The sequence below is a fragment of the Streptomyces sp. NC-S4 genome, assembly GCF_054353315.1.
Genome location: NZ_CM135937.1, coordinates 1,550,636 through 1,576,123, shown reverse-complemented (window position 1 = coordinate 1,576,123; position 25,488 = coordinate 1,550,636). Strand labels below are relative to the sequence as shown.

The following is a 25,488-nucleotide window of genomic DNA, read 5'->3' as shown; positions in this document are numbered from 1 at the left end:
GGGGCGCCACTCGTTCGGGTGATGGGGCCATCCGGACGAGGGCCGGTGCCGAATCGGCGGCGTGACTCACCGATGGGTGGGTCCCGCAGACGCAGGAGAGACCATGAGCATTCACACCTTCCGCCGTGCCACCCTCGCCGTGACGGCCGCAGTGCTGCTTCCGCTGGCACTGTCCGCCTGTTCGGAGGAGAGTACGAGCAATCGGGGTGCGGCCGCGCCCGACGCGGTCTCCTCACCCCAGCCGATCGGTGAAACCGGCACCGGCGCGGACGGTCCGTTCGGTCCGGCGTGCGCCTCGGTGCCCAAGAGCGGCGCGGGATCCTTCGACGGGATGGCGCAGGACCCGGTCGCCACCGCCGCCTCGAACAATCCGGCGCTGTCGACGCTGGTCACGGCCGTGAAGAAGGCCGGACTGGTGGACACCTTGAACAACGCCCAGAACATCACGGTGTTCGCGCCGACCAACGACGCGTTCGCGAAGATCCCGAAGGCGGACCTGGACAAGGTCCTGGCCGACAAGGAGACCCTGACCAAGATCCTCACGTACCACGTGGTCGGCGAGAAGCTCACCCCGCAGCAACTGGGGAGCGGCTCCTTCCAGACCCTCCAGAAGGGCATGATCACGACCAAGGGCTCGGGCACCGCCTACCAGGTGAACGATTCCTCCACGGTGGTCTGCGGCAACGTCCCCACCGCCAACGCCACCGTCTACATCGTCGACACGGTCCTCATGCCCAAGTAGGCGCGCTCCGACGATCGGCTCGCGGGCAGCGGTCCGTGCATCCAGCCGGACCGCACCCCGGGAAGAAGTCCGGGGAGCAGCCGCGACACCCGATCGGAGCAACTCCATGACGGACGCACAAGGAACCTCGGCCCCCGGCACACTGTGCCTGGTCACCGGAGCCACCGGATACATCGGCGGCCGGCTCGTCCCCGAGCTCATCACCGCGGGCCACCGGGTGCGCTGCCTCGCCCGCACTCCGGAAAAACTGCGCGACCACCCCTGGGCGGGGCAGGCGGAGATCGTCCGCGGCGACGTCACCGACGCCGCGTCGCTCGCCCCCGCCCTGCGGGACGTGGACGTCGCCTACTACCTCGTGCACGCCCTCGGCACCGGGCGGGACTTCGAGCACACCGACCGCCTGGCCGCCCGCACCTTCGCCGAGCAGGCCCGCGCCGCCGGCGTCCGCCGCATCGTCTACCTCGGCGGACTCACCCCCAGTGGGGTCCCCGCGCGGGACCTCTCGCCCCATCTGCGCTCCCGCGCCGAGGTCGGGCGCATCCTGCTGGACTCCGGGGTCCCCACCACGGTGCTCCGCGCCGCCGTCATCATCGGCTCCGGCTCGGCCTCCTTCGAGATGCTCCGCTACCTGACCGAGCGGCTGCCCGTGATGGTCACCCCCAGCTGGGTGCGCACCCGCATCCAGCCCATCGCCGTCCGCGACGTGCTGCGCTACCTGGTCGGCAGCGCCCGGATGCCCGCCGAGGTCAGCCGCGCCTTCGACATCGGCGGCCCCGACGTCCTCACCTACCTCGACATGATGCGCCGCTACGCCCGCGTCGACGGGCTGCCCCAGCGGGTCATCCTGCCCGTACCGGTCCTCACCCCGAGGCTCTCCAGCCACTGGGTCGGCCTGGTCACCCCGGTGCCCCGGGCCATCGCCCGCCCCCTCGCGGAATCCCTCAAGTACGAGGTCGTCTGCGACGAGCACGACATCGCCACCTGGGTGCCCGACCCGCCCGGCACGCCCCTCGACTTCGACACGGCCCTCACCTACGCCCTCAAGAAGGTCCGCGACGCCCAGGTCCTCACCCGCTGGTCCTCCGCCTCCGTGCCGGGCGCGCCGAGCGACCCGCTGCCCACCGACCCGGACTGGGCCGGCGGCAGCCTCTACTCCGACGTCCGTGAGCGCACCGTCGAGGCCTCCCCGCAGGCCCTGTGGCGGGTCGTGGAGGGCATCGGCGGGGAGAACGGCTGGTACTCCTTCCCGCTCGCCTGGGCCGTCCGCGGCCGGTTCGACCGGCTCGTCGGGGGCGTCGGACTGCGCCGGGGCCGCCGCGACGCCGCACACCTGCGGGTCGGCGACTCCCTGGACTTCTGGCGGGTCGAGGAGATCGAACGCGGCCGGCTGCTCAGGCTCCGCGCCGAGATGCGGCTGCCCGGCCTCGCCTGGCTGGAGATGTACGCCGAACAGGACGCGCAGGGCCGCACCCGGTACCGGCAGCGCGCGCTCTTCCACCCGCGCGGCCTGGCCGGTCATCTGTACTGGTGGAGCGTATCGCCGTTCCACGCCGTGGTCTTCGGGGGCATGGCCCGCAACATCGCGCGCACGGCGGAGGCGGCCGACGGCAGGGGCCCGGCCGCGTCCCCCGGATCCGCCGCACCGCCCGCATCCGCTGCATCCGCCGCGGCCGCCCGCGCCGAATGACGGGCGAGGCCAGCCCAGTGACCACCGCGCGGCAGCTCCCGCGTCCGCCCGGTGGCCCGATGCCAGGAGCAGCACCATGAACGTCTCGGTCGTCCTGTTCACCTCGGACCTCCGCGTCCACGACCATCCGCCGCTGCGCGCCGCGCTGGGCCCGGGGAACGAGACCGTGCCGCTCTTCGTCCGGGACCCGGCGGTGGACCGCGCCGGCTTCGCGGCGCCCAACCGCCTCGCCTTCCTCGCGGACTGCCTGGCCGGACTGGACTCCGGGCTGCGCGAGCGCGGCGGCCGGCTCGTGGTGCGCTCGGGGGACCCCGTCGCCGAGGTGTGCGCCGTCGTACGGCAGACGGACGCCGACGAGGTGCACATGGCGGCCGGGTGCAGCGCCTTCGCCCTGCACCGGGAGCAGCGGTTGCGCAGCGCCCTGGAGGCCGACGGGCGGCGCCTGTACGTCCATGACGCCGTGGTCACCGCCCTGCCCGCCGGAGCCGTGACACCGAGCGGATCCGATCACTTCGCCGTCTTCACCCCGTACTTCAGGCGCTGGTCGGGCGAACGGCTGCGCGAGCCGCTCGCGCCGCCGCAGGAGGTCCGGGTGCCCGGCGCGATCCGCTCCGAGGCGCTCCCCTCCCGGGCCGCGGTCGGGTCGGTCTCCGAGGGCCTGGCCACCGGCGGCGAGCGGGAGGGCAGACAACGGCTCGCGGACTGGCTGGAGGAGTACGCCGACGGGTACGAGGAAGGCCACGACGACCTTCCCGGCGACGCCACCTCCCGCCTCTCCCCGTACATCCACTTCGGGGCGGTCTCGGCGGCCGAGGCCGTGCACCGGGCACGGTCCCGGGGCGGGGCGGGCGCCGAGGCCTTCGTCCGGCAGCTCTGCTGGCGCGACTTCCAGTACCAGCTCCTGGCCGCCCGGCCCGGGGCCGCGGCCCGGGACTACCGCACCCGGGCCGACCGCTGGCGGCGGGGCAAGGCGGCCGAGGCCGACCTGCTGGCCTGGAAGGAGGGCCGCACGGGCTACCCCGTGGTCGACGCGGCGATGCGGCAACTCGCCCACGAGGGCTGGATGCCGGGCCGGGGCCGGCTGCTCGCCGCGTCCTTCCTGACCAAGACGCTCTACATCGACTGGCGCGCCGGAGCCCGCCATTTCCTCGACCTGCTCGTCGACGGCGACGTGGCCAACAACCAGCTCAACTGGCAGTGGGTGGCCGGTACTGGGACCGACACCCGCCCAAACCGGGTGCTCAACCCGGTGATCCAGGGCAAGCGGTACGACCCCGACGGCGCCTACGTACGGCGCTGGGTCCCGGAACTCGCCGGGCTGCCGGGCTCCTCGGTCCACGAGCCCTGGCGGCTGGCGGGCCCGGAACGGGCCCGGTACGACTACCCGGCCCCCCTGGTCGGGCTCCCGGAGGGGCTGGCCCGCTTCCGGCGGGCCCGCGGCAAGGACGGTCCGTGACGGCACCGGCTGTCGGACGCCGGCGCCGGGTGCCAGACTGGACGGGTGTTCGGAAAAGGCCCGGTCCGGGCCCGTCACGTGGCCGTCACCCTCGCCCTCGCCGTCTCGCTCGCGCTGTGCGCGGGGGCGGCGCCCGCGGCGGCGCGGGACGGCGGGGACGGTCCGGCCGGCCCGGTGGACATCGGCGGCGGCCGCCGCGTGGCGCTGGACTGCCGCGGCTCCGGGTCCCCCACGGTCGTGCTCGTGTCCGGCGCCAGGGGCGCGTCGGACGAGTGGACGCACGTCGCGGACGCGGCGCGTCCGCAGGCCGGTCCGAAGCCCGGTCCGTCGGCGGTGCTCCCGCAGCTCGCCCGGTTCACCCGGGTGTGCGCCTACGACCGCCCCGGCACGACCCGGCTGGACGGTACGCCGAACCGTTCGACACCGGTCACCCAGCCCACCACGGCGGCGGCGGGCGCCCGGGACCTGCGGGCGGTGCTCGCCGCGGCCGGTGAGCACCCGCCGTACGTGCTGGTCGGGGCCTCGTGGGGCGCGATGATCGCCTCGCTGTTCGCGCGCACCGAACCGGCGCGGACCGCCGGGTTGGTGACCGTCGACGGGGCCTCCCCGTTCCTCCAGGACACCCTGACACCGGCCCAGTGGGCGGCGTGGATGGACAAGGTCCGGACCATGGACACCGGGAAGGGCCTCGAAACGCCCGACTACCCCGCCGCCGTGCGGGAGCTGCGCGGGGCGCCGGCCCTGCCGCCCGGCCTGCCCGCCGTCGTGCTCACCTCCGACCACCCGTGGGACCTCCAGGTCGGCGGCGGGTCGACCTGGCCGGCCTGGCTGGCCGCCCAGCGGCGCCTGGCCGAGGAGCTGAGGGCCCGGCACGTCACCGACACCGACAGCGGCCACGGCATCGCCGTCGAACAGCCGGGACTCGTCGTGGGGGCGATCCGCGACGTGGTCGAGCAGGTCCGTGCCGGTCAGGAGCGCTGAGGATCCGCTCCACCGCTTCCGCCCGCTCCGCCGCCCCGGTCCGCTCCGCCGCCCCGGCCCGCTCCCACCGTGGTCGACCCCACCGTGGTCGACCCCACCGTGGTCGACGCCACCGCGGTCGACGCCGCCTCGCACAGCCCGCGCAGCAGGCCCAGGGCCTCCCGCAGCCCGCCGGGGCGCAGCATGCCCGGGGCGGGTACGGGGCCCGCCCAGCCGGGGCCCGCCAGGAGGACCGTGGTCCGGGCCCGGGCGCCCTTGACGCCCCACACGGTGTCGGCGACGTGCCGGGCCAGGGCGTGGTGCGCGGTGGAGCGGGCCTGGGCCCACAGCACGACCGCGACGGGTCCCGTCCGGCGGACGGCCTGGTCGAGCGCTTCGGGCGGCACCGCCGCGCCGAACATCCGGGCGGGCAGGCCCAGTTCGGCGAGACCGGCGGCGAGCGCCTCCAGCGGGAGCGTGTGCTGCTCGCCCGGTACGCAGGCCAGCAGGATCGGGGGAGCGCTCGCCCGGGGGCCGGGCCGCGCCCCGATGCCCACGCGGCGCAGTGCGGTCGAGACGTGCCAGGAGAGCAGGTGCTCGACCTCGACGTACTGGTCGCCGGAGGTCTCCCACTTGCGCCCCACGGCGTGCAGGGTCGGCACCATCACCTCCTCCCAGGTGGTGACCAGGCCGTACTCGCCGATCAGGGAGCCGAGCATCTCGTCCATGGTCGGTGAATCGAGGCGGACGGCGGCCCGGCCCAGGCCCCGGCACTCCTGGCGCACGTCGCCGAGCGGCAGGCCGTTGCCCGATCCCGGCTGACGGGCCGGTACGGCGGCCTCGGGTGCGGCCGCGGGCGCGGTCGGCGCGGGGGACGCGGCGGGTACCGTCCCCGCCCGGGCGGCGCGCGCGGCCTCCGCGGGCGGCACCCCCGACGCGGTCAGGCGGCACATCTCCTGGAGGACGGCGATGTCCCCGGTGGTCCACCGCCGGTGCCGGCCGTCCTCGCGGGCGGCCGGTCCGATGCCGTACCGCCGGTCCCACGAGCGCAGGGTCGTGGGGGCGACACCGAGGCGGCGGGCCACGGCCCCGGTGGTGACGCCGTGCACGGGCTCGGCGGCCCCGGCGGCCCCGGCGGGCTCCCCGGTCTGTGCGGGCTCGTTCATGTCTCCATCATGCGACGCACAACCGATGCGAGTGGAATCGATGCGCGGACGGGTCGGAATCTGGACGGGAACCGGTCCCGGCCCCCGAGGAGCAGTCGCCATGACCGCACAGAGCGTCACCGCCCGGCCGTCCCCGGTGCCCGCGGCCCGGGAGAGGCTCCTCGACCACGAGGTCGCCGAGGGCTTCGTCCGCGGGGACGAGCGGTGCCTGAGCGCCGCGTACCGGCGCTGGGGCGGGCTCGTGCTCGCGCTGGCGACCCGCACCCTCGGCGATTCCAGGGAGGCCGAGGACGTCAGCCAGCAGGTGTTCCTGGCCGCCTGGCAGGGCCGCGCCAACTACCGGCCGGAGCGCGGCCCGTTCCCCGGCTGGCTGGTGGGCATCACCCGGCGGAAGATCGCCGACGCTCTGACGGCCCGTACCCGCAGGCTCGACCTGGTCGCCGCGGCCGGCGCCGCACTGCCGCCCACCGGCGAGCCGGTGACGGGCCCGGAGACCGTCCTGGACCGGGTGCTCGTCACCGGCGAACTGGCGAAACTGCCCCGCGCACAGCGGGAGGTACTGGCCATGGCCTTCTACGCGGACCTCACCCAGGCCCAGATCGCCGAGCGCACCGGACTGCCGCTGGGCACCGTCAAGAGCCATGCCCGGCGGGGGCTGCACCGGATGCGCCACTGCCTCGGCGGCGAGGCACGCGGGAGCGGCGGCGGTGGCGGGAGCGGGGTTGGGAACGGGGGGTCCGGGCGGCCCCCGGCGCACCCGCCGGAACAAGATCCCATCCGCGGGCCGTCCGGCACCGAAGTACCCGTGAGACGCCCGGCACCGGCCGTGCGGGGCAGGCGAGCGCGAGGGGTTGAGTGACGTGGACCGTCGGAGGGTCGCTGTGGTGGGCGGGGGCGTGGCGGGGCTGACGGCCGCCCACATCCTGCAGAGCACGTACGACGTGGTGCTGTACGAGGCGGACGACCGTCTCGGCGGCCACGCCCACACCCATGAACTGCCCACCCAGGACGCGGGAACGGTCCATGTGGACAGCGGATTCATCGTGCACAACGAGCGCACCTACCCGCACCTGCTGCGGCTGTTCCGCGAACTCGGCGTCACCACCCAGGAATCCGAGATGAGCATGTCCGTACGGTGCGACGGCTGCGGCCTGGAGTACGCGGGCGCCCGGGGCGCGGCCGGTCTGCTCGGCGGCGGCAACCTGCTGCGCGGCCGCCACCTGCGCATGCTCGCCGAGGTCCCGCGCTTCCACCGCGCCGCCCGGCGGACGCTCGCCGCCCCCGACAGCGGCGAGACCCTGGGGGAGTTCCTCGACCGGCGCGGCTTCTCCTCCTACTTCGTCGGCCACTTCGCCATCCCGCTCGTCGCGGCCGTCTGGTCGTGCGCGCCGGACACCGCCCTCCAGTACCCCGCCCGGTACCTCTTCCGCTTCCTGGACCACCACGGACTGCTGTCCGTCAAGGGATCCCCGCAGTGGCGTACGGTCACGGGCGGTTCGGCGAGCTACGTGGCCAAGGTCGCCAAGCACCTGACCTCCGTCCGCACCTCGACCCCGGTCCGGGCCGTCACGCGCGCCGCCGACCACGCGCGCGTGCTCACCCCGGACGGCGACTCGACCCCGTACACGGCCGTGGTCATCGCGGTCCACCCCGACCAGGCGCTGCGCCTGCTGGCCGATCCGACCGAGGACGAGATCCGGATCCTCGGCGCGTTCACGTACTCCCGCAACCCCACCGTGCTGCACCGCGACACCTCGCTGCTGCCCCGGTCGGCGCACGCGCGGGCCTCCTGGAACTACTGGCTCCCCTCCTGCTCCGCCCGGCCCGAATCCGTGCAGGTCAGCTATGACATGAACCGGCTCCAGCAGCTGCCGACCGCCGACCCGCACATCGTCACCCTCAACGCCCGCGGCCGGGTCGACCCCTTCGACACGATCGCCCGCATGGTGTACGAACACCCCGTCTACACGCCCGGGTCGGTCGCGGCGCAGCAGGAACTGCCCCGGCTGAACACCTCCGTGACCGCCTTCGCCGGCGCCTACCACGGCTGGGGCTTCCACGAGGACGGCTGCCGCTCCGGCGTCGCCGCCGCCGAGGCCCTGGGGGTGCGGTGGTGAACGGCACCCCCGCCCGGCGGACCCAGCCCCGCGTTCCGGCCCTGTACGAGTGCACCGTGGCCCACGCCCGCACCACCCCCGTCCGCCACGCCTTCCTCCAGCGCACCTACCTGTGGCTCATCGACATCGACGACCCGCCCCGCATACCACGGGCACTGCGCGCGCTCGCCCGGTTCGACGCCCGCGACCACTTCGGCGGCCGGGCACCCACCCTGCGCGCGGGCCTGCAGGCCCTGCTGTCCGCCCACGGGGTGGAGAACGCCGACGGGCGCGTCCTGATGCTCGCCCACGCCCGGGTCCTCGGCCACGTCTTCAACCCGCTGACCCTCTACTGGTGCCACGACCGCGCCGGTACCCCGGTCTGCGTCGTCGCCGAGGTGCACAACACCTACGGCGAGCGCCACTGCTACCTGCTGCGCCCCGGCCTCGACGGACTGACCGACGTCCCCAAGGACTTCTACGTCTCGCCGTTCTTCGCGGTCGAGGGCTTCTACCGGATGCGGCTGCCCGTCCCCGGCGACCGCCTCGACCTGACCGTGCAACTGCGCCACGACGACGGCACCTGCCCCTTCACCGCGACCGTGCGGGGCACGCACCGGCCGGCCGGTGCCCGCGCCCTGATCGGCGCCGCCCTGCGCCACCCGTGGTCCACGGCCCGGGTCTCCGCCGGCATCCGCTTCCACGGCATCCGCCTGCTCCTCCGCGGCCTTCCGGTCCGCCCCCGTCCCGTCCGTCCCCCGCAGGAAGGCACCCTGTGACCGTCTCGTACATCCCGGCCCACGTCCCGGCCCACGTTCCGGACCACGAGAGCGCGCCCGTCCCCGTCGATCCGGCGCGCTGGCCCGACGTGGCCCGGCCGCCCCGCGCCTCGGCCCTGCGCACGGCCGTTGCCGAGCGGATCATCGGCCGGGCCCTCGACCGGCTCCCGCTGCGGGTCCGGCACGGGGACGGGGAGCCGTCCACGTACCGTGTTCCCCGGCAGGAGGGCGCGCTGCCGACCCTCACCCTCCACGACCCCGGGGCCTTCCACCGCCGGATCGGCGCGGACGGCCTGATCGGCTTCGGCGAGTCGTACATGGCCGGGGAGTGGGACAGCGACGACCTGGTCGGCGTACTGACCGTGCTCGCCACGCACGTCGACGACCTGGTGCCGGCGCCGCTGCGCCGACTGCGCGAGGCCTGGGTACGCCGGCGTCCGGAGCAGCAGCGCAACACCCCCGAGGGGGCGCGGGAGAACATCCACCGCCACTACGACCTGTCCAACGAACTGTTCACCCTGTTCCTCGACCGGAGCATGAGCTACTCCTCGGCGGTCTTCGCCGCCTTCCCCGCCTCACCCGCCACCTTCACGGCCGCCCAGCACCGCAAGATCGACCGGCTCCTGGACCTCGCGGACGTCGGACCGGGCACCCGGCTGCTGGAGATCGGCACCGGCTGGGGCGAGCTGGCGATCCGGGCCGCATCCCGGGGCGCCGACGTGCTGACCGTGACGCTCTCCGCCGAGCAGCGCGACCTGGCCCGGGAACGCATCGCCGCGGCCGGCCTCACCGACCGGGTCACCGTCGAACTGCGCGACTACCGGCACGTCGAGGGCTCCTTCGACGCCGTCGTCAGCGTCGAGATGATCGAAGCGGTCGGCGCCGAGTACTGGGACACCTACTTCGCCGCCCTGCGCCGGCTCCTCGCCCCCGGCGGCCGCGTCGCGCTCCAGGCCATCACCATGCCGCACGAGCGCATGCTCCTCACCGCCCGCACGCACACCTGGATCAGCAAGTACATCTTCCCCGGCGGGGTGATCCCCTCCCGTGAGGCGATCACCCGCGCGAGCGCGGCGGCCGGACTCGCCGCCGTGGCGGACGACGGCTTCGGCGACCACTACGCGGAGACGCTGCGGCTGTGGCGCGAGGAGTTCGGCCGCCGGGCCGACTCCGTCGCCGCCCTCGGCTTCGACCGCACCTTCCGGCGCATGTGGGAGCTCTACCTCGCCTACTCCGAGGCCGGATTCCGCTCGCGCTACCTGGACGTACGCCAACTCCTGCTCACCGCCGACGACCACGGGCCGCGGGAGCCCCGATGACCACCGTGGTCCAGGTCCAGGTCCAGGTCCAGGTCCAGGCGCAGGCCCTGGCCGCCGGCGTCGACTGGGGCGCGCTGTCCCTGAACCTGGCCGTAGCGGCCGGCGCCGCCCTCGCCGTCATGCTGGTCACCTTCGCCGTGGCCATCGCCAAGGGCCTGCACCGGATCGTCGACATCGCCTGGGGGGTCGCCTTCGCCGCGGTGGCGCTCACCAGCTGGCTGCTGTCGGCCGGTCACGGCGACGACGGCCGGCGTCTGGCGGTCGCCGCGGCGACGGTCGTGTGGGGACTGCGCCTGGCCCTGCACATCGCCGGGCGCGGCCGGGGGCACGGCGAGGACCCGCGCTACGCCCGCATGCTCGCCCGGGCGCCGGGCAGCACCCGGCTCTACGCCCTGCGCAAGGTCTACCTCCTGCAGGGCGCGCTGGTCTGGCTCGTCTCGCTGCCCGTGCAGGCCGCGTCGTACGCGCCCGTTCCCCTCGGGCCGCTCGCCGCCGCCGGTCTGCTGCTCTGGGCGACCGGACTGCTCTTCGAGGCGGTGGGCGACTTCCAGCTGGCCCGCTTCAAGGAACGCCCCGAGCACCGCGGAGCGATCATGGACCGAGGTCTGTGGAGCTGGACGCGACACCCCAACTACTTCGGTGACTTCCTCGTCTGGTGGGGTCTGTACCTGCTGGCCTGCGCGACCTGGCAGACTGCGGCACTCGCACTGGTCTCACCGCTGGTGATGAGCGCGCTGCTGATCTGGGGCAGCGGCAAGAGACTGTTGGAGGCCCACATGGCGGACCGGCCCGGTTACGCCGCCTACGCCGCCCGCACCAGCGGGTTCTTTCCCCGTCCGCCGCGCCGCATACGCCGGGAGGCGGTGTGACGGCCGGGACCGAACGGGACACGGAGTCCACCGGCGGAGGCCGCGCCCTGGTGCTGCGTACGTCCCCCGCGACACCGGCGGCCGTGGTCCTGCTGCTGCACGGAGGGCGCGAGGAGGGGCCGGAGCCGCCGCCCCTGGTCAACCTGCCCGCGCTGAGGATGCGCCCCTTCGCGGCCGCCGTGGCCCGCGCGACCCGCGGACACGACGTCCTGGTGGCGGAGGTGCGCTACCGCCACCGCGGCTGGAACGGCTCCCGCTGCGACGCCGCCCGGGACGCCGAGGCGGCCCTCGCCCGGCTGCGCGGGCTCACCGGGGACGTACCCGTGGTCCTGGTCGGCCATTCGATGGGCGGCCGGGCGGCACTGCGGGCGGCCGGCGCACCCCTGGTCCACGGCGTGGTGGCCCTCGCCCCCTGGTGCCCGCCGGGCGAACCGGTGGATCACCTCGCGGGCCGCCGGCTCTACCTGCTGCACGACGAGGCGGACCGGGTCACCTCGGCCGCCGGGTCCTGGGAGTTCGTCCGCCGGTCCCGGCTCGCGGGCGCCGACGCCACCGCCATCCCGATGCCCACGGGCGGCCACGCGATGCTCCGCGGCGCGGGCGCCTGGCACCGGCGCACCGCGGCGCTCGTCACCAGCCTGGTCACACGCGACTGAGGCCCGCCCCCACGGGCGTCCTGCCGATCGGGGCCTCCGCCGAGACGGCCGTGGCCCAACTACCGCCATTCAAACGGAATGGCATGCACCGAATGCGTGATGTGTCACTGTGCCAGGGCCGACTTTGCATTGCTCAACAAATGCGAGTTATGGTCCCAATGACCAACCTGACCTGGCGGCGTGCCGGAGGGGACCAAAGGGGCCGTGATGCCCCGGCGGACCGGGCGCTGAAAGTGTTCATGTGTACAACAGGGGGATCTGTGATGCGTAGTTCCGTGCGCTCCGCGTTTTCCGGGCGGCTTTTCGAGGTCCGGAGCAATACTCCGAAGCCTCGGCGCATTGCCGCACGCCCGTCATGACGGACGCCTCGACCGGCTCGCCCCTCCACCCTCCCGCAGCCTGACCCGTCGGGTACCGGCGGGCATCCCGGCCTGGACGAATGCACCTTTCGGCCCCACACCCGCCTCGGGGTGACCCAGGTATTCGGCGGTATTCGGCGCCGTGGGGGCGGCGAGTACGCGGTGCGCGTTCCGCCGGGCTGCCCCGCGCGGTTCTCGGGACCGCCGCGGCGCGTCTGCCGTCACTTCCACCAGCTCATGCCCAGCCGCCGGTTTCCCGGCGGCAGAGGAGTTTTGCAACATCATGCACACCAATCACACCACTTCCTTACGGGTGCGACGGATCGTCACACGGGGTCTGGTGACCGCCACTGCCCTCGCGGCCGTCGCGGGCACCGTCGCGCCGAGCGCGTTCGCCGACAACGCCTCGGGAGCCGCCGCATCGGATGCCGTGGCCCGCGCCGCAGGCATCGGGACGACCGACGGCCAGCGCGTCGAGGCCGCGGCCGTGGTCCGCCTGGACCCGACCGCCGACCTGCTCCTGCTCAGCGACTACGACTTCATCCACGCACTGTGGCAGAAGGCCGTCGAAACGGGCGAGAAGCTGGACGCGGTGCGCACCGCCTCCGAGAAGGCGATGGCCGGCAGGGCCGCCGAGGACCACGTGCGGTTCATCACCTCCGGCATCCACGAGGCGTACAGGCTCGACCAGGAGCGCGAGCGCTTCAAGGCCGAAACCGAGCGTGCTGCCAGGCTGGCCAAGTCCCAGGTCCTGCTCGCCATCGGCATTCCCAGCACCCCGGAGCTGCTGTCCCTCGGCGACGACAACTTCGTCCGGGCCGTCGCCAGGCACGCCGCCTCAGGCCCCGAGGTACGGGCAGCGGCGCTGAAGGCGCTGCTCGGCGAGCCGGCGGACTGGCGGGAGTTCATCCTCAGCGGCGCCCGTGACGCCCACAAGCGGGACGTCGCCAACGAGCTGAAGGACTTGGAGGAGCAGAACCGCAAGGAGGCCGAGCGCCTCAAGGAACTCGCGGCCCGCAAGAACGCCGCGGCCCTCTTCCGCATCACGCCCTCCCCGGCCATGCTCGAACTGAGCGACGACAATTTCATCCGCGAACTCCTGCGCCTGTCGCCCGCCGACCTCCAGGGCACGGAGCTCCACGCCACCGCCCAGCGCGCCACCCTCGCCTCGGACCCCGCCGCGTGGAAGGCCTTCATCCACACCGGTGCCGATACCGCGTACAAGAGCGATGCCGAGAACCGGCGCAAGAAGCTCGCGGCGGCGAACCGCAAGCTCGCCCTGCAGATCCAGGCCGCAGCGCAGAAGAGCGGGGTCAACCCCAACCTGGCCGAGGCAGCCGCGAAGGCACTGGCCGGCAGCGATGAGGACGTCGCGCTCTTCCTCAAGCCGGACAGCCAGGAACGACTCAAGCGCCAGTCCCTCCGGGCGCGGGACAGCGGTGCCTACGCGCGCCGGTCCGAAGGGGACAACGACAGGGCGGTCATGCGGAGGGTCTCGGACAGCAGCTCGCTGAACGACCGTGAGGACGCCACCTGGGTCGTCGTACCCTCCCTTGCGAGCGAGCCCGGCTGCTACTCCTTCGAGTCCGTGCGCAAGCCCGGCCACTACCTCAGGAGCGGCGAGGTGGAGCAGGGTGCGCCGAAGGTTGAGATCGCCGCCGACGACCGCAGTGAAGCATTCCGCAAGAGTGCCAACTGGTGCGTCAGCCAGCCCGCGGCGCTCCCCGAGAGGGGTGGAGTGTCCTTCACGCAGGCTACCGACATGGGCCTGAAGTGGCTCTCGCCCACGCACCGGGACGTCTACGCCCGATCCAACTTCACGTTCCCCGCGATCGGCAGGGACCCGGCCCTCTTTGCCGTCTGGACCATGTCTTCTCCGCTGGCCCCCTGACTGCCGTGAGGGGACGCCTCGTGCGGTCCTCACGGAGCAGGCGCGGACGGGCACCGTGCCGAACGCGCCGCGTCCATGAGAACCGCCCGACGAGCAGGTACGGGTCGCGGCGCCCGATGCGCCGCGACCCGTGACCCACGGCCCCACCGCTCGGGTCGTGTCGGCGGTGTTGACCAGATCTCCGCTCCGTCACGCATCGATTCCACGAAATTCTGCGCGCACCCACAAGGCGCCGAAAGCGCCACCGGCTCCCGCCCGGAAACGCGCCGTGACGGCGAAATCCTTCTGCCGTGCCGATGCGACGAAGGATGCGCGTACGTGTGGACGCCGCAGGGCGATCTCCCCTTTCCGCAATACCGATTTCGACTCCTCGTTCTCTCGATTCAAAGCATCGAAGGGGCTTTTCGAACAGCATGCACAACAGAAACACCACCCCCCTGCGGCAGACCGTCGCACGGGGAATCGTGACCAGCACCGCGCTCGCCGCCGCTCTCGGCGTGGCAACACAGGGTGTGGCGCTCGCCGCACCGTCGCAGACCGGACCCCGGGCGACGGCGCAGGCTTCCGGCATCGGAACGACAGATACCCAGCGCGTGGAGGCGGCGGCCGTCGTACGGCTCGATCCGGCCCCGGACGTCCTCCTCCTCGGCGACTACGACTTCGTCCACGCCCTGTGGCAGAAGGCCAGGGACGGGGGCGAGCGGCTGGATTCGGTACGTACCGCAGCGGAACAGGCCATGTCCAGCACCAAGGCCGAGGACCACGCGCGGTTCATCATCACCGGTATCCACCAGGCCCACCGGCTCGACCAGCAGCGCGAGCGCGACCGGGCAGAGGCCGAACGCCTCGCCCGGCTCACGAAGTCACAGGCGCTGCTGGCCGTAGGCATCCCCAGCACCCCCGAACTGCTCGCCCTGAGCGACGACAACTTCATCCGTGTGATCCTGAAGCACGAGGTCTCCGGGCCGGAGGTGCGCTCCGCCGCCATGCGTGCACTGCTCGGCGGGCCGGCGGACTGGCGGGAGTTCATCGTCAACGGCGCCCGTGACGCCCACAAGCGGGACGTCGCCAACGAGCTGAAGGACTTGGAGGAGAAGAACCGCAAGGAGGCCGAGCGCCTCAAGGAACTCGCGGCCCGCAAGAACGCCGCGGCCCTCTTCCGCATCACGCCCTCCCCGGCCATGCTCGAACTGAGCGACGACAATTTCATCCGCGAACTCCTGCGCCTGTCGCCCGCCGACCTCCAGGGCACGGAGCTCCACGCCACCGCCCAGCGGGCGGCCCTCAGCTCCGTCCCGGCGGACTGGAAGCAGTACATCCACACTGGTGCGGACCAGGCCTACAAGCGCGACGACGAGGGCCGGCGCCAGAAGCTGGCCGAGTCGAACCGCCGCCTCGCCCTGCAGATCCAGGCTGCGGCCGAGAAGACCGGGGTGAACCCGGGGCTGGTGGCCGCGGCGAAGACCGCGCTGGCCGGAGGGCCCGAGAAGGTGGCGGAGTTCCTCAAGGAGGACAACCAGTACCGGGCGCGGCGCCAGTCGTTCCAGAGCATCGAGGCGAGCACTCCCGGGTGGTACGCCCGCCAGAGCACCGTGGACGGGGGAGACGGCTTCCTCTCCCCGGTCGACGGGCAGAGCCCCAAGGCCGACCGCGAGGCCGCCACCTGGGTCGTGCTCCCTTCGCTGTCCGGCCGCCCCGGCTGCTACTCCTTCGAGTCGGTGGGCAGGCCCGGCTACTACCTGAAGGTGCAGCAAGCGCCCCTCAAGGCGGTCGTCGGCGCCGACGACCGCAGCGAGGAGTTCCGCAACAGCGCCACGTGGTGCGCCCGGCCGGGCATCACCGGATCGGGGACCACCTCCTTCCTCTGGGGCGTCGGACCGGACGAGCGCTGGCTGCAGCCCTACCACGGCTACCTGTACCCCTCCCTCTACCACCCCGGGTGGTCCGGCGACGCGGCCAGCTGGAAGATCGCCCCGCCGCTCGCCGGCTGACCCCAGCCCCGAGCCGACCCACCACACGAACGGACCTTCCCGATGTCCCGCATCATGCGAGCCGCCCTCGTCGCCTGTGCCAGTGCCGCCGCACTGGTCGGCGGCGCGAGCACCGCGCACGCCGCCGACCAGTCCACCGCCCGGACGGCCCTCGACGCGCCGTCGTACGTACGACTGCAGTCGGAGTACACCAAGAAGTGCCTCACGATCGTCAACGGCAGCCTCCGCGAGGACGCCTACGCCGTCGACGGCACGTGCAGCACGGAGGCCGACCACCAGCTCTTCCTGCGGAGACCCGTGGGCGGTGAGGCCTTCGAGTTGATGGCCAAGCACAGCGGACGGTGCCTGGCCCGTCCCGAGAACGTCCCGGGCGTCGTACAGCAGTGGTGCTCCGCCGGCTCCGGCCAGCGTTGGAAGGTGACGCTCGTCGAGGTCGCCAGGGAGCTCTACGAACTGCGCCCGGTGGACCGGCCCGGCGAGTGCCTGTCCGTCGGCGGACAGGCCCCCGGTGAGGAGCCGACGGCATACATCGTGGACTGCTACAACCTTCCCTCCCAGCGCTGGCGGTTCCTGCCGGCCGCCTCCTGAAGTGAGCGGCCGAGGGGGAGCGGACTTTCCGGTGGCACGGATCCTGTGGCAGCTGAGTGTGGTCCTGGGGGTCATCGCGGGAACGTGCACCGGTCATGCCGCCCACGCCCAGGACGCGCCGCACGAGCGGACGTCGCTCCGGGCCCCGGCAGCCGTGCCGATGGTTGAGCGGCCGGCGTCCGTGCCCGCGCCGGATCCCGGCCCGGAGGGGTCACAGGCGGCGCTGGCCGCGGCCGCGGCCGGTGCCCGCGAGCAAGTGCAGGGGATCGCGCTGTCAGGACTCCCCGCGGAATTGCGGAGCTCGGCGTGGAACGCGTTGCGCAGCACCCGTGGTGATGCGGCGATCGCCGACTGGCTGGCACCGGGTGGCGGGTACGACCTGGCGAAACAGCGCCTCAAGGACGCCAGGACCCGCAACCGCATGTTCTGCGAACGCGTGTTGCGCACCCATCCGGCGGATCTCGCACCACAGACACGCGGTGCGGTGGAACGGGCGCTGAAGGGTTCGGACGCCGACCGGGCCGCTTTCGTGAAGACCGGTTACGCCCAGGCGCAGCAGATCGACCGGATGGCCCGGGAAGCGGCGGCCGGTGAGCAGCGCGCGGTGCTGGACCGGGACCGGGAGTTCGTACGGTCGCTGGCCGAGCACGATCCGGGCGAACAGGTCCGGGCGGCCGCGCAGTGGGCTCTACGGCCCGGAGCCACGGACGAGGACGTCCGGGAGTTCTACGGCTTCGGCTGGGTGAACGGCGGGGCTCTGGACCTGGAAGGCCACCGAATGCGGACCACGGACTCCGAGGCCCTGCGCCACCGGGAGTTGACCCTGCTCCTGAAGGCCGCGGCCGAGGCGGAGGAGGCGCTGCGCGGCGCGTCGGACACCGCCGTGGCCCGGGCCGGGGCGGAACGCGCCTGGCAGGCCGTGGCCGTGCACGCCCGGGGCGCTCACACGGCCTGGGTCGCGGAGCGGGAACGCGCCGGGCAGCAGGCGGACAGCTGGAAGAACATCCAGGCCCTCGCCAAGGGCGCGGCGGAGGAATTGTGGCAGCGCATCGCCGACCCCGCCGGAGAGAACCATGGGTCCTGGACCCGTGAGGCACAGGAAGCGACCGGGTCCGCCGCCTTCTGGCAGGACATCCTTCAGCGGGCCCGCGACGGAGAGAGCCGCGTGACGAGCTGAACGCACCACGGGGGCGATCGGTGTCGGCCGACCGCGTCGTGCGGGCTCCTGCGACACCCGGGTGCCCCGTCCCCAACAGGGGACGGGGCACCCGTCTTTTCTGCTGCACCCATTTCATCACCATGCCCATCTCAACCATTCCAGGGGGTTTCTCTCGTGAAGGGAACAGTCCGGCCGGGGGCCGGAAAACGGCCCGGCCGCGCAAGGGCGGCCGTCGCCAGAGCGATGTCCGCGATGCTGGCGGCTGCGCTGCTGTGCGGCCTGGTCGCTCCGGCCCAGGCCGCGACGCCCGGCCCGAACAGCTTGTCCCCGGCCCGGGCGGCCGTACTGCTGGCACAGTTCGCGCGGGCGAAGGAGGCCGCTCCGCCGCTCGGGGCGCCGCAGACCGGGCTCGCCCGGCTCAGCGCGGATGCCGACCGTCAGCTGGTCGAGGACTACGCCGAGTTCGACGAGGAGGAGGAGGTCCGCGAGGCGGCCAGGAAGGCTCTGGAGAGCACCGATCCGGCCGCCGTCCGCCAGTTCTTGGAGCACGGTGAGGCCGAGGCACGTAGGCGTGCCAAGGACAGGCGGAACACCGGTGACACCGAGAACCGGAAGAAGATCGAGCCGCTGCGGGGTACGGGCGGGCCGTTCTTCAACGCCGAGGTCGAACGTGTACTGAAGGGGACCGCGCAGGACCGTGCGGACTTCCTGGCGTTCGGCGCGGAGATCGCGCGCGGGCGCGACAGGACGACCCAGGACAACGACCGCAAGCGGGCCGAGGAGAACCGCAGGCGCGTCGAGATGCTGGTCGCCTCCGGCGGTCCGGAGGTGAGGAACGCCGCCCGGCTGGCCCTCGCCGGCGGTGACGACAAGGCGATCGCGGAGTTCCTGGACAAGGGCTATCTGATCGCGGCGCAGAAGGACGCCGATGAGCGGTCCGCACGGGAGAAGGAGCAGAAGGAGGCGCTGGAGGCCGCGGAAAAGCTGCGCAAGCTCGCGCAGAACGCCACCCTCGCCGCCGATGCCCGCAGCAAGCTGATCGTGGCGCACGGCGATGCCGTACGGGCATTGAAGAACTCCGCCAATGCCATGAGCCGGGCGGCCGCCGTCTCACGCGATGCCGAACGGCTGTTGGCGGCGGACCGGGCGGGCAAGCGGCTGTCGGACTACACGAAGCCCAAGGAGGACGTCGCCCAGCAGGTCGGCTTCGCAGACACCGCCGCCAAGCAAGCCGGGGTCGCCGCCGGGCAGGCCAAGGCACAGGCCGAGGTCCTCGTGCAGACCGGGCTGACCCACGGCACGCAGTGGTCCGCCGTCGCGGCCGGCATCTCCGCGGCAGCCGATGCCGCGTTGCGCGCCGCGCAGACCGCCGCGCACGCGGTCGACGCCACCGCGGCGGACGCTGCGGGCCTCAACTCGCAGAACCAGGCTCAACTGCACGAGCAACAGGCCAAGGCATGGCGCGAGAACGCCGATCAGCACGCCGAGGCCGCAGCCGAACTGGCCCGGCAGGCCGAGCAGCAGGCCATGACCGCCGCCGACGCCGCGGCCAAGAGCCGACAGGCCCGCATCGATGCGGAGCAGGCCGAGAAGGAAGCCTGGGAGCACGCCCGCAACACCCGCGACGCGCGGCTGGAAGCCCAGCGGCAGGCGAAGATCGCCGACGACCAGCGAGTCGTCGCCCAGCGGGAACGCGACCTGGCCACCGCCGCCAGGGTGCGGGCCGAGCAGGAGCGGGACACCGCGGCACAGGCGCGGGCGCTCGCGGACGCCGAGGCGCGTACGGCGTCGGCCGAGCGCGCCGAGGCACAGGCTGCCGCAGCCACCGCGGCACGGATGCGCGTCGACGCGGAGACCCAGGAGGGCAACGCCTCCAAGGCCTCGAAGCTGGCGACGGACGAGGAGACCAAGGCCCGCGACGCGCGGAACAAGGCCTACGAAGCGGAACGGCTGCACAAGGCGGAGGAAGCGCGGGCCGCGGCCACAGAGGCACTGGCCGCCGCAGCGAGCAGCACGTCCGACGCCGGTCTCGCACGGCAGAACGCAGTGGCGGCACGAGCCGACGCGAACGCAGCCGGGCGGGCGGCCGTCACCGCCCGTACCGCCGCAGACTCGGCCACCGGCGCGGCGACGAGGTCACGGGAGGCGGCCATCGCATCGGCGGGTGCGGCGGCCAGGTCCCGCGCGGCGGCGACCGAGGCCGGGGCGCACGCCGCACGAGCCGACGCGGCCGCGAACAAGGCCGAGGCAGCCGCCTTCGCCTCGAACGCGGCGGCGAACACTGCCGAGGCCCAGGCCGCCCTCACTCGCGCGGCGACCCAGCGGGCGAACGCCAAGGCAGCCGAAGCCACCGCGCAGGAGAACCGCGCGGGCAGCGCCGCACATGCGGCCGCCCGGCTGGCCGGACTGGCCGCCATCCAGGCCAACCAGGCCCTGCAGGCGGCCAACCGCACCAGGGACGAGGCCGATGGGGCCACCCGCGAGGCGGGCATGGCACAGCTCCAGTCCACCATCGCGGTCCAGGCCGCTACCGGAGCCCGGACCACTGCGGCGGGCATCGCCGACCCGGCCAACACCGCCATCGCGCTCACCGCGCCCTTCGCCGGGAAGGACGTCGACGCGGACTTCGCCGCGGCGGTGGCCACTGCAGCACTGCGGACGGGCAAGGAGCAGGTCGCCGCCGCGGAGGCGAAGGCTTCGGAGGCGGTCCGGGCCGCCGAGGCCGCAGAGACCGCGGCGAAGCAGGCGCACGCACAGGTCGCGCCGGCGTACAGGGCGGCCGCCGCGGCAGCCCGGTCGACGGCGAGCGCCACGAGGTCCTCGGCAGCCGCGACCGCATCGTCCGCACAGGCAGCGGAGGACGGCGCGAAGGCCAGAGCGGCCGCGGCACGGTCCGACCAGGCCGACGCTCAGGCTCAGGCCGACGCGCAACAAGCCCGTCAAGCGGCGAAGGACGCCTACGCGGACGCGGTGGCGGCCAGGACCGCGGCCGCCCAGGCCGAAGCCGAGGCGGGACGGGCCCGGGGTGCCGCTCTCGAGGCGGAGAACCAGGCAACTGCCGCCAACAGCGCCGCCACCCTCGCCGAGAAGGAAGCAAGCACTGCCCGGGCCGCGGCGACGCAGGCGGAGAAGGACGCGGCGGACGCCGCGAAGCTCGCCACCTCCGCCGAGGAACACGCCAAGAGCGCGGAGACCGCCGCCAAGAATGCCGGCCAGCACGCCCGTGAGGCCGACGAAGCGGCCAAGAGGGCCGAGGAGGAACAGCGCGAGCAGCAGCGCAAGGAGCGGGAGGAGGCCGCGAAGACCAAGTCGAAGGGCGAGGCACCGGCCGCCCCTGACGAGGCGGAGCGCAAGGCGCTCGAAGCGGCCGGCATCAGCCTCGAGGAGTACCAGCTGGCCCGGGCGCTCACGGAGCAGAGCCTCATCGACTACCTGCTGGAGAACGGCGCCGAGATCCTCGTCGAGCTCTTCCTGGAGGACATCAAGGCCTGCATCGACGACCCCGACATCCCGACCTGCCTCTGGGCCGTCGTTCAGAACATCGGTCCGGCCAAGGCGCTCAAGGTCGCCAGCAAGATACCGAGGATCGCGAAGGCCATCGCCGGGATCAACACGTTCCTCGACAAGTCGGCCAAGGCGAAGAAGCTCATCCAAAAGGGCGAGAAGATCGTCGAGCAGGTCCGGCGGGGACTTCCCGACTGCCTGGTGGACAAGGTCAAGGCCAAGGACAAGAAGCAGGGTCCGATCCCGAAATCCGGCATGCGGCTGGCCGGCTCCAACGGATCGGAAAAGGGCAAAGACAAGGGCAAGGACAAGGGCAAGGACAAGGACGACGACTGCCCGGCTGTCGGGCTCATCATCTATCGCACCCCGAAGGTGGTCGACAAGGAATACGAGGAGAAGTACGGCCCCAACCCGGCCTCACATGCCACTGGTGACAGGTCCGTCTACTTCGGAGAGCGCAGCGTTGCCGCCGAATACATCGGCAGCGGTAGCGGCCCCTATGCGGACGGCATGTTCAGGTACGATATGTCGCCGGAGTTCCTGGTGAAATTCGGGGATTGCGTCGAGCGGTACGACTGGAAGGGCCCGAAGGGCGCCCCGCGCATCGAGTTCGTGATTCCCGTCGACCGGCTGAAGGAATTCAACGAGCTCACCGTGAAGCGTACGTGGCTGCACAAGGGGAAGGACGGCGGCAAATGAAAATACGCTTGCACCATGAGGTCGACGTGACCGTGGTCGCCTCTCGACCCTGGGGGCTGGACGTGGAGTCGCCGGACGGCACCCCCGGGTTCGTCGACCGGACCATGAGCCCGGCCTGGCCCGCAGGTGATCAGGACGCTCTCGTCGGAACGGTGCTCCGCACCGTCGTCATCGACGACCGACGAGACCCGGTACGGCTGAGCGCTCTCGACACGGACAGGGAAATCGCCCGCCGGAAGCGCTCGGCGGCCGGCGGCTGATCCCTCCGGTCCGTCCGTCCCGGAGGCCCATCGGATTAGACCTCGGTGGGCCTCTGGGCCGTCCGGCCGAGCCGAGCGGGTTGAGCGGCCGGCTGTCGCGCAGTGGCCCTCGCCGCCCGTGGCCCCGTCGGAGTGGTCCTCGCGGCGTCCTTCGTGCAACGCGTACATGCAGCCCGGCTCGCTAGCATGCGATGCATGGCCATCAGACTTGAGAACGTCGGCATCGCGGTTCGCGACCTCGAAGCAACGGTCTCCTTCTTCACCGACCTCGGCCTCACCGTCGTGGGTCGTGACACGGTCAGTGGTGAGTGGGCCGACACGGCCGTCGGCCTTGACGGCAATCACGCCAAGATCGCGATGCTCCAGACGCCGGACGGTCACGGTCGCCTCGAGCTCTTCGAGTACATCCATCCCGAGGCCATCGAGACACAGCCCACCCTTCCGCATGAGATCGGCATGCATCGCATCGCCTTTTCCGTCGACGACATCGACAAGGCCCTGGAGGCAGCTGCACGGCACGGATGCCATCCGCTGCGCGGTGTGGCGACCTATGGGGACGTCTACAAGCTGACGTACCTCCGCGGTCCCAGCGGCATCCTCGTGATGCTCGCCCAGGAGCTGAAGAAGGACGCCCCCTCGCGTGACGCCGCTGCCGACGAGGACTGAACGAGGATCCGGCGCGATCGGCGCGAGCGTCGGCCGGGCCGCCGAGCGGCCCGGCCTTCAGCGGATCAGGCGTGGACCTGAACCCATTGGGTGCACTTGCGCTCGCTGCCCTTCGCGACGCACCCGCGCAGCTTGTACGCGTGGCCCTCGGGCAGGTTGCCGGAAACGACCTTCATGTAGATCGCCTTGTGGCCGCGCGTGGAAGCGATGCGCCCCGTGCTCAGCTCGGCCTCGACCGCCCATCCGTCGGGGCTGATGTCCTTGGCGATCAGGGAGTCGCCCGGAATGTTGGGCGCGGGCTGCGGATCGGCGTTCCACCGGGCGAAGCCCATGTCGTGACCGTCCGTGGGGCTGACGAGGTTCATCGTGAACGATCCGTCCCCCGCCCGCGCGGCTACGCCCGAGATCCCGGTCCTGGACACGGAGAAGTCGATGTCGGTCGAGAGGTCGCCCACCTCATCCGCGCTGGCGGTCGCGGCCCCGGCCGTGAACGCCACGCCGACGAACAGAGCGGACGAACCGAGGACCGCGCCGATGCGCTTGTGTGTCGAACCCATGATTTCCTTTGTTTCCGCGTGCGACGGCGCACCGCCGCACGCACGCTCTCCCGCCGGGCCTCGAACTGCGCCGGGGGTTGTTCAACACCACTGTAACCAGGGCCCGTTGGTCGCCTACTGGCGGGTACCGGTCGAACCGTCGCATCCGTCGGCCCTAGAGCGCGATCGAGCGGTACTCGTCCAGCACGGCGAAGCCGGTGCTGTCGTACAGGCCCATCGCGACGTCGTTGCCGCCGAAGACGTTGAACATCATCGCCCGGTCGCCGCCCTGCCGGGTGGCCCACTGGCCGACGGCCATCGCCGCCCGGCCGTAGCCCCTGCCGCGCTGCTCCTCGTATATTTCGAGCGAGAAGCCGAAGGTCACGCCCGGCAGGAAGCCGTGGTGGACCCAGCCGGTGCCGACCGCCCGGCCGTCGGCCTCCATCGCGTAGAAGGCGTGCCCCGGGGTGTGGTACCCCTGCGGGAGGTAACGGACGAAGTCCCGGTCCGACTTGGCCTCGGCCTGCTCCTGGGTCAGGGCTCCGGACCGGACGATGTCCACCACGTACGCCGCCACTTCGGCGGCGTACCAGGCCGGGTACTCCTCCTCGGTGAGCCGGCGCACCGTCAGGCCCGCAGGCATCTCGCCCCGTTCGGCCGTGGCGCTCATCCGGATCTGTTTCCGTACGGGGTAGTCGGCGAACTGTCCCGCCCCGCCGGTGAGCCGGACCTCCACCCGTTGCGCCCCCTGCCCGGCGCACCACCGCTCGGCCCACGCGCGCCCCCGCGGCACCGTCAGGTCATGGATCCGGCCCACGGTCGCGCCGTCGTCCTCCGTCACCCCGACCGCGATCCACCCGGTGCCGTCCGTGGCGACCGTCCAGCCGTCGATCCCCTCCACCGCCCGCTCCAGCAGGGCCCGGGCCAGCGGCTCCGAACAGCCCGCCGCGCGGTATCCGGCCAGCACCCGCTCCTCGAACCCGCCCCGCCACTCGTCCTGGTCGGCCACGACCCGTATCCCGTTCATCCGCCCACCCTAGAGACCTGTCCCGGCTTCCGCTGTTCCGATCCGCCCCGGCGCCTGCGCCGCGATGGCCCGCTGCCAGGGCAACTTCTGCGACTACTCGGCCCGGGGAGCCATCGCGCGGTGCAGCAGCGGGGTGAGTGGCCGCTCGATCAGACCCATTGCCGCGTACATCACCGTGATCGCGGCCAGGCAGACCTTCCAGTTGATGCCGTGCCCCTCGGCCGCCATGATCTCCGGGAGGCGGTGCTGCATCAGCAGCCACGACAGCGCCAGGATGCCCGCCGTCTCGCCCTCGAGCCGGCCGGACCGGCGAACAAGGTAGAAGGCGATGCCCGCAATGAAGAACGGCGCCCAGCGCGGCGCCAGTAGCTGGTCCAGCAGGGGAATGCCCGACGCGGGCGCCATGACCGAGCCAAGCACCCAGATCCAGCAGAAGGTCGCGACCCTGCGGTAGCCGCTCCCGACGAGGATGACCACGGAGAACAGCAGGTAGAAGCGGAGCTCGACCCAGAGCGTCCAGTAGACGTTGTCCACGTGGCGGACGCCGAGGGGCTCGTGCAACATCGTGAGGTTGGTGAGCATCTGGCCGATGGTGACCCTCGGCTCACCCGGAACGTGGGGACCCAGCCGGACGGCCGCCGAGGACAGCACGACCGCGGCCCAGTACAGCGGGAACAGCCGCAGGATCCGACCCTGCCAGAAATGCTGCATGGCCCGCGGTCTGCTGCCAGGGGATCGTCCCGTAGCCGGCCAGGTAGTGGAACAGGACCACCGACAGCGCGGCGAGCAGCCGCAGGCCGTCCAGCACCGCGATGCGCGGCACCCGCCCCCCACCCCTCCCGCCGGCGCCTCGCGCCCGGTCGAGGTCCGCTCGTAATGCATCGGCGGTCACAGGGACGCGGTCCCCGGCAAGGGCACGTCAGCCGGTCCCGCCACCCCGCTGGAACTCGCCCACCGTTGTGGGTGAGCGCTTCGGCCCGGCGGGCGATGAGCGGGGGAAAGGGGCCGGGATCACAGTGATCCGTCCCAGTGCAGCCGGGTAGCGGGCGGGACGCGGACGGCCCGCCGGGTTTGCCGG

General features: G+C 72.7%; 20 protein-coding genes and 1 pseudogene. 17 read left to right on the top strand and 4 right to left on the bottom strand.

Annotation, left to right across the window (positions count from 1 at the left end; all coding sequences use genetic code 11):
- Positions 1 to 103: 103 nt before the first annotated feature.
- The 4 genes from ACXNSR_RS06510 to ACXNSR_RS06495 all read left to right on the top strand — a co-directional run bounded on the left by ACXNSR_RS06510 (position 104) and on the right by ACXNSR_RS06495 (position 4,866).
- Positions 104 to 742: a fasciclin domain-containing protein gene (locus ACXNSR_RS06510; RefSeq protein WP_458641198.1), complete on the top strand. Its 639-nt coding sequence runs from the start codon at positions 104 to 106 to the stop codon at positions 740 to 742.
- Positions 743 to 848: 106 nt separating this feature from the next.
- Positions 849 to 2,429, top strand: coding sequence for an SDR family oxidoreductase (locus ACXNSR_RS06505; protein WP_458641197.1), 1,581 nt, complete (start codon positions 849 to 851; stop codon positions 2,427 to 2,429).
- A 76-nt stretch (positions 2,430 to 2,505) separates the two neighbouring features.
- Positions 2,506 to 3,885, top strand: a complete 1,380-nt coding sequence (locus ACXNSR_RS06500) for a cryptochrome/photolyase family protein (RefSeq protein ID WP_458641196.1) — start codon at positions 2,506 to 2,508, stop codon at positions 3,883 to 3,885.
- Positions 3,886 to 3,930: 45 nt separating this feature from the next.
- Positions 3,931 to 4,866, top strand: a complete 936-nt coding sequence (locus ACXNSR_RS06495) for an alpha/beta fold hydrolase (RefSeq protein ID WP_458641195.1) — start codon at positions 3,931 to 3,933, stop codon at positions 4,864 to 4,866.
- Here the strand turns inward: ACXNSR_RS06495 and ACXNSR_RS06490 are convergent.
- Complete coding sequence (locus ACXNSR_RS06490) at positions 4,854 to 6,011, bottom strand: MerR family transcriptional regulator (RefSeq protein WP_458641194.1); 1,158 nt, start codon at positions 6,009 to 6,011, stop codon at positions 4,854 to 4,856. The genes ACXNSR_RS06495 and ACXNSR_RS06490 overlap by 13 nt on opposite strands.
- Before the next feature lie 100 nt (positions 6,012 to 6,111).
- Here ACXNSR_RS06490 and ACXNSR_RS06485 point away from each other — a divergent pair.
- From ACXNSR_RS06485 to ACXNSR_RS06425, 13 genes and pseudogenes are all read left to right on the top strand, one after another.
- A pseudogene (locus tag ACXNSR_RS06485) lies at positions 6,112 to 6,693 on the top strand (sigma-70 family RNA polymerase sigma factor); the annotation flags it as partial.
- A 178-nt stretch (positions 6,694 to 6,871) separates the two neighbouring features.
- Positions 6,872 to 8,128, top strand: coding sequence for an NAD(P)/FAD-dependent oxidoreductase (locus ACXNSR_RS06480; RefSeq protein ID WP_458641193.1), 1,257 nt, complete (start codon positions 6,872 to 6,874; stop codon positions 8,126 to 8,128).
- Entirely contained in the window at positions 8,125 to 8,886 is a 762-nt protein-coding gene (locus ACXNSR_RS06475) for a DUF1365 domain-containing protein (protein ID WP_458641192.1), read from the top strand. Before ACXNSR_RS06480 ends, ACXNSR_RS06475 begins: the two co-directional genes overlap by 4 nt.
- A complete protein-coding gene (locus tag ACXNSR_RS06470; RefSeq protein ID WP_458641191.1) occupies positions 8,883 to 10,205 on the top strand; it encodes a class I SAM-dependent methyltransferase in 1,323 nt (440 codons plus the stop codon). Before ACXNSR_RS06475 ends, ACXNSR_RS06470 begins: the two co-directional genes overlap by 4 nt.
- Positions 10,202 to 11,074 carry a DUF1295 domain-containing protein gene (locus tag ACXNSR_RS06465; RefSeq protein WP_458641190.1) on the top strand — a complete coding sequence of 291 codons (873 nt, stop codon included), beginning with the start codon at positions 10,202 to 10,204 and terminating at the stop codon, positions 11,072 to 11,074. Before ACXNSR_RS06470 ends, ACXNSR_RS06465 begins: the two co-directional genes overlap by 4 nt.
- Positions 11,071 to 11,730: an alpha/beta fold hydrolase gene (locus tag ACXNSR_RS06460; protein ID WP_458641189.1), complete on the top strand. Its 660-nt coding sequence runs from the start codon at positions 11,071 to 11,073 to the stop codon at positions 11,728 to 11,730. Before ACXNSR_RS06465 ends, ACXNSR_RS06460 begins: the two co-directional genes overlap by 4 nt.
- 699 nt (positions 11,731 to 12,429) lie before the next feature.
- The gene (locus tag ACXNSR_RS06455; protein ID WP_458641188.1) at positions 12,430 to 13,980 is read left to right on the top strand and encodes an AbfB domain-containing protein; all 1,551 of its coding nucleotides are present in this window, start codon (positions 12,430 to 12,432) and stop codon (positions 13,978 to 13,980) included.
- A gap of 413 nt (positions 13,981 to 14,393) precedes the next feature.
- Positions 14,394 to 15,971: an AbfB domain-containing protein gene (locus ACXNSR_RS06450; protein ID WP_458641187.1), complete on the top strand. Its 1,578-nt coding sequence runs from the start codon at positions 14,394 to 14,396 to the stop codon at positions 15,969 to 15,971.
- Positions 15,972 to 16,013: 42 nt separating this feature from the next.
- Positions 16,014 to 16,559 (top strand): RICIN domain-containing protein, encoded by a 546-nt coding sequence (locus ACXNSR_RS06445; protein ID WP_458641186.1) that lies wholly within the window; start codon positions 16,014 to 16,016, stop codon positions 16,557 to 16,559.
- A 31-nt stretch (positions 16,560 to 16,590) separates the two neighbouring features.
- Positions 16,591 to 17,736 (top strand): hypothetical protein, encoded by a 1,146-nt coding sequence (locus ACXNSR_RS06440; protein ID WP_458641185.1) that lies wholly within the window; start codon positions 16,591 to 16,593, stop codon positions 17,734 to 17,736.
- Positions 17,737 to 17,961: 225 nt separating this feature from the next.
- Positions 17,962 to 21,921: a hypothetical protein gene (locus tag ACXNSR_RS06435; protein ID WP_458641184.1), complete on the top strand. Its 3,960-nt coding sequence runs from the start codon at positions 17,962 to 17,964 to the stop codon at positions 21,919 to 21,921.
- Positions 21,918 to 22,181, top strand: a complete 264-nt coding sequence (locus tag ACXNSR_RS06430) for a hypothetical protein (protein ID WP_458641183.1) — start codon at positions 21,918 to 21,920, stop codon at positions 22,179 to 22,181. The genes ACXNSR_RS06435 and ACXNSR_RS06430 overlap by 4 nt, the downstream gene beginning before the upstream one ends.
- Positions 22,182 to 22,376: 195 nt before the next feature.
- A complete protein-coding gene (locus tag ACXNSR_RS06425; protein ID WP_458641182.1) occupies positions 22,377 to 22,847 on the top strand; it encodes a VOC family protein in 471 nt (156 codons plus the stop codon).
- Positions 22,848 to 22,912: 65 nt separating this feature from the next.
- Here the strand turns inward: ACXNSR_RS06425 and ACXNSR_RS06420 are convergent, their stop codons facing one another.
- The 3 genes from ACXNSR_RS06420 to ACXNSR_RS06410 form a co-directional block, all read right to left on the bottom strand.
- Entirely contained in the window at positions 22,913 to 23,404 is a 492-nt protein-coding gene (locus ACXNSR_RS06420) for a hypothetical protein (RefSeq protein ID WP_458641181.1), read from the bottom strand.
- A gap of 154 nt (positions 23,405 to 23,558) precedes the next feature.
- A complete protein-coding gene (locus ACXNSR_RS06415) occupies positions 23,559 to 24,410 on the bottom strand; it encodes a GNAT family N-acetyltransferase (RefSeq protein ID WP_458641180.1) in 852 nt (283 codons plus the stop codon).
- A 93-nt stretch (positions 24,411 to 24,503) separates the two neighbouring features.
- Complete coding sequence (locus ACXNSR_RS06410; protein ID WP_458641179.1) at positions 24,504 to 25,121, bottom strand: acyltransferase family protein; 618 nt, start codon at positions 25,119 to 25,121, stop codon at positions 24,504 to 24,506.
- Positions 25,122 to 25,488: the final 367 nt, after the last annotated feature.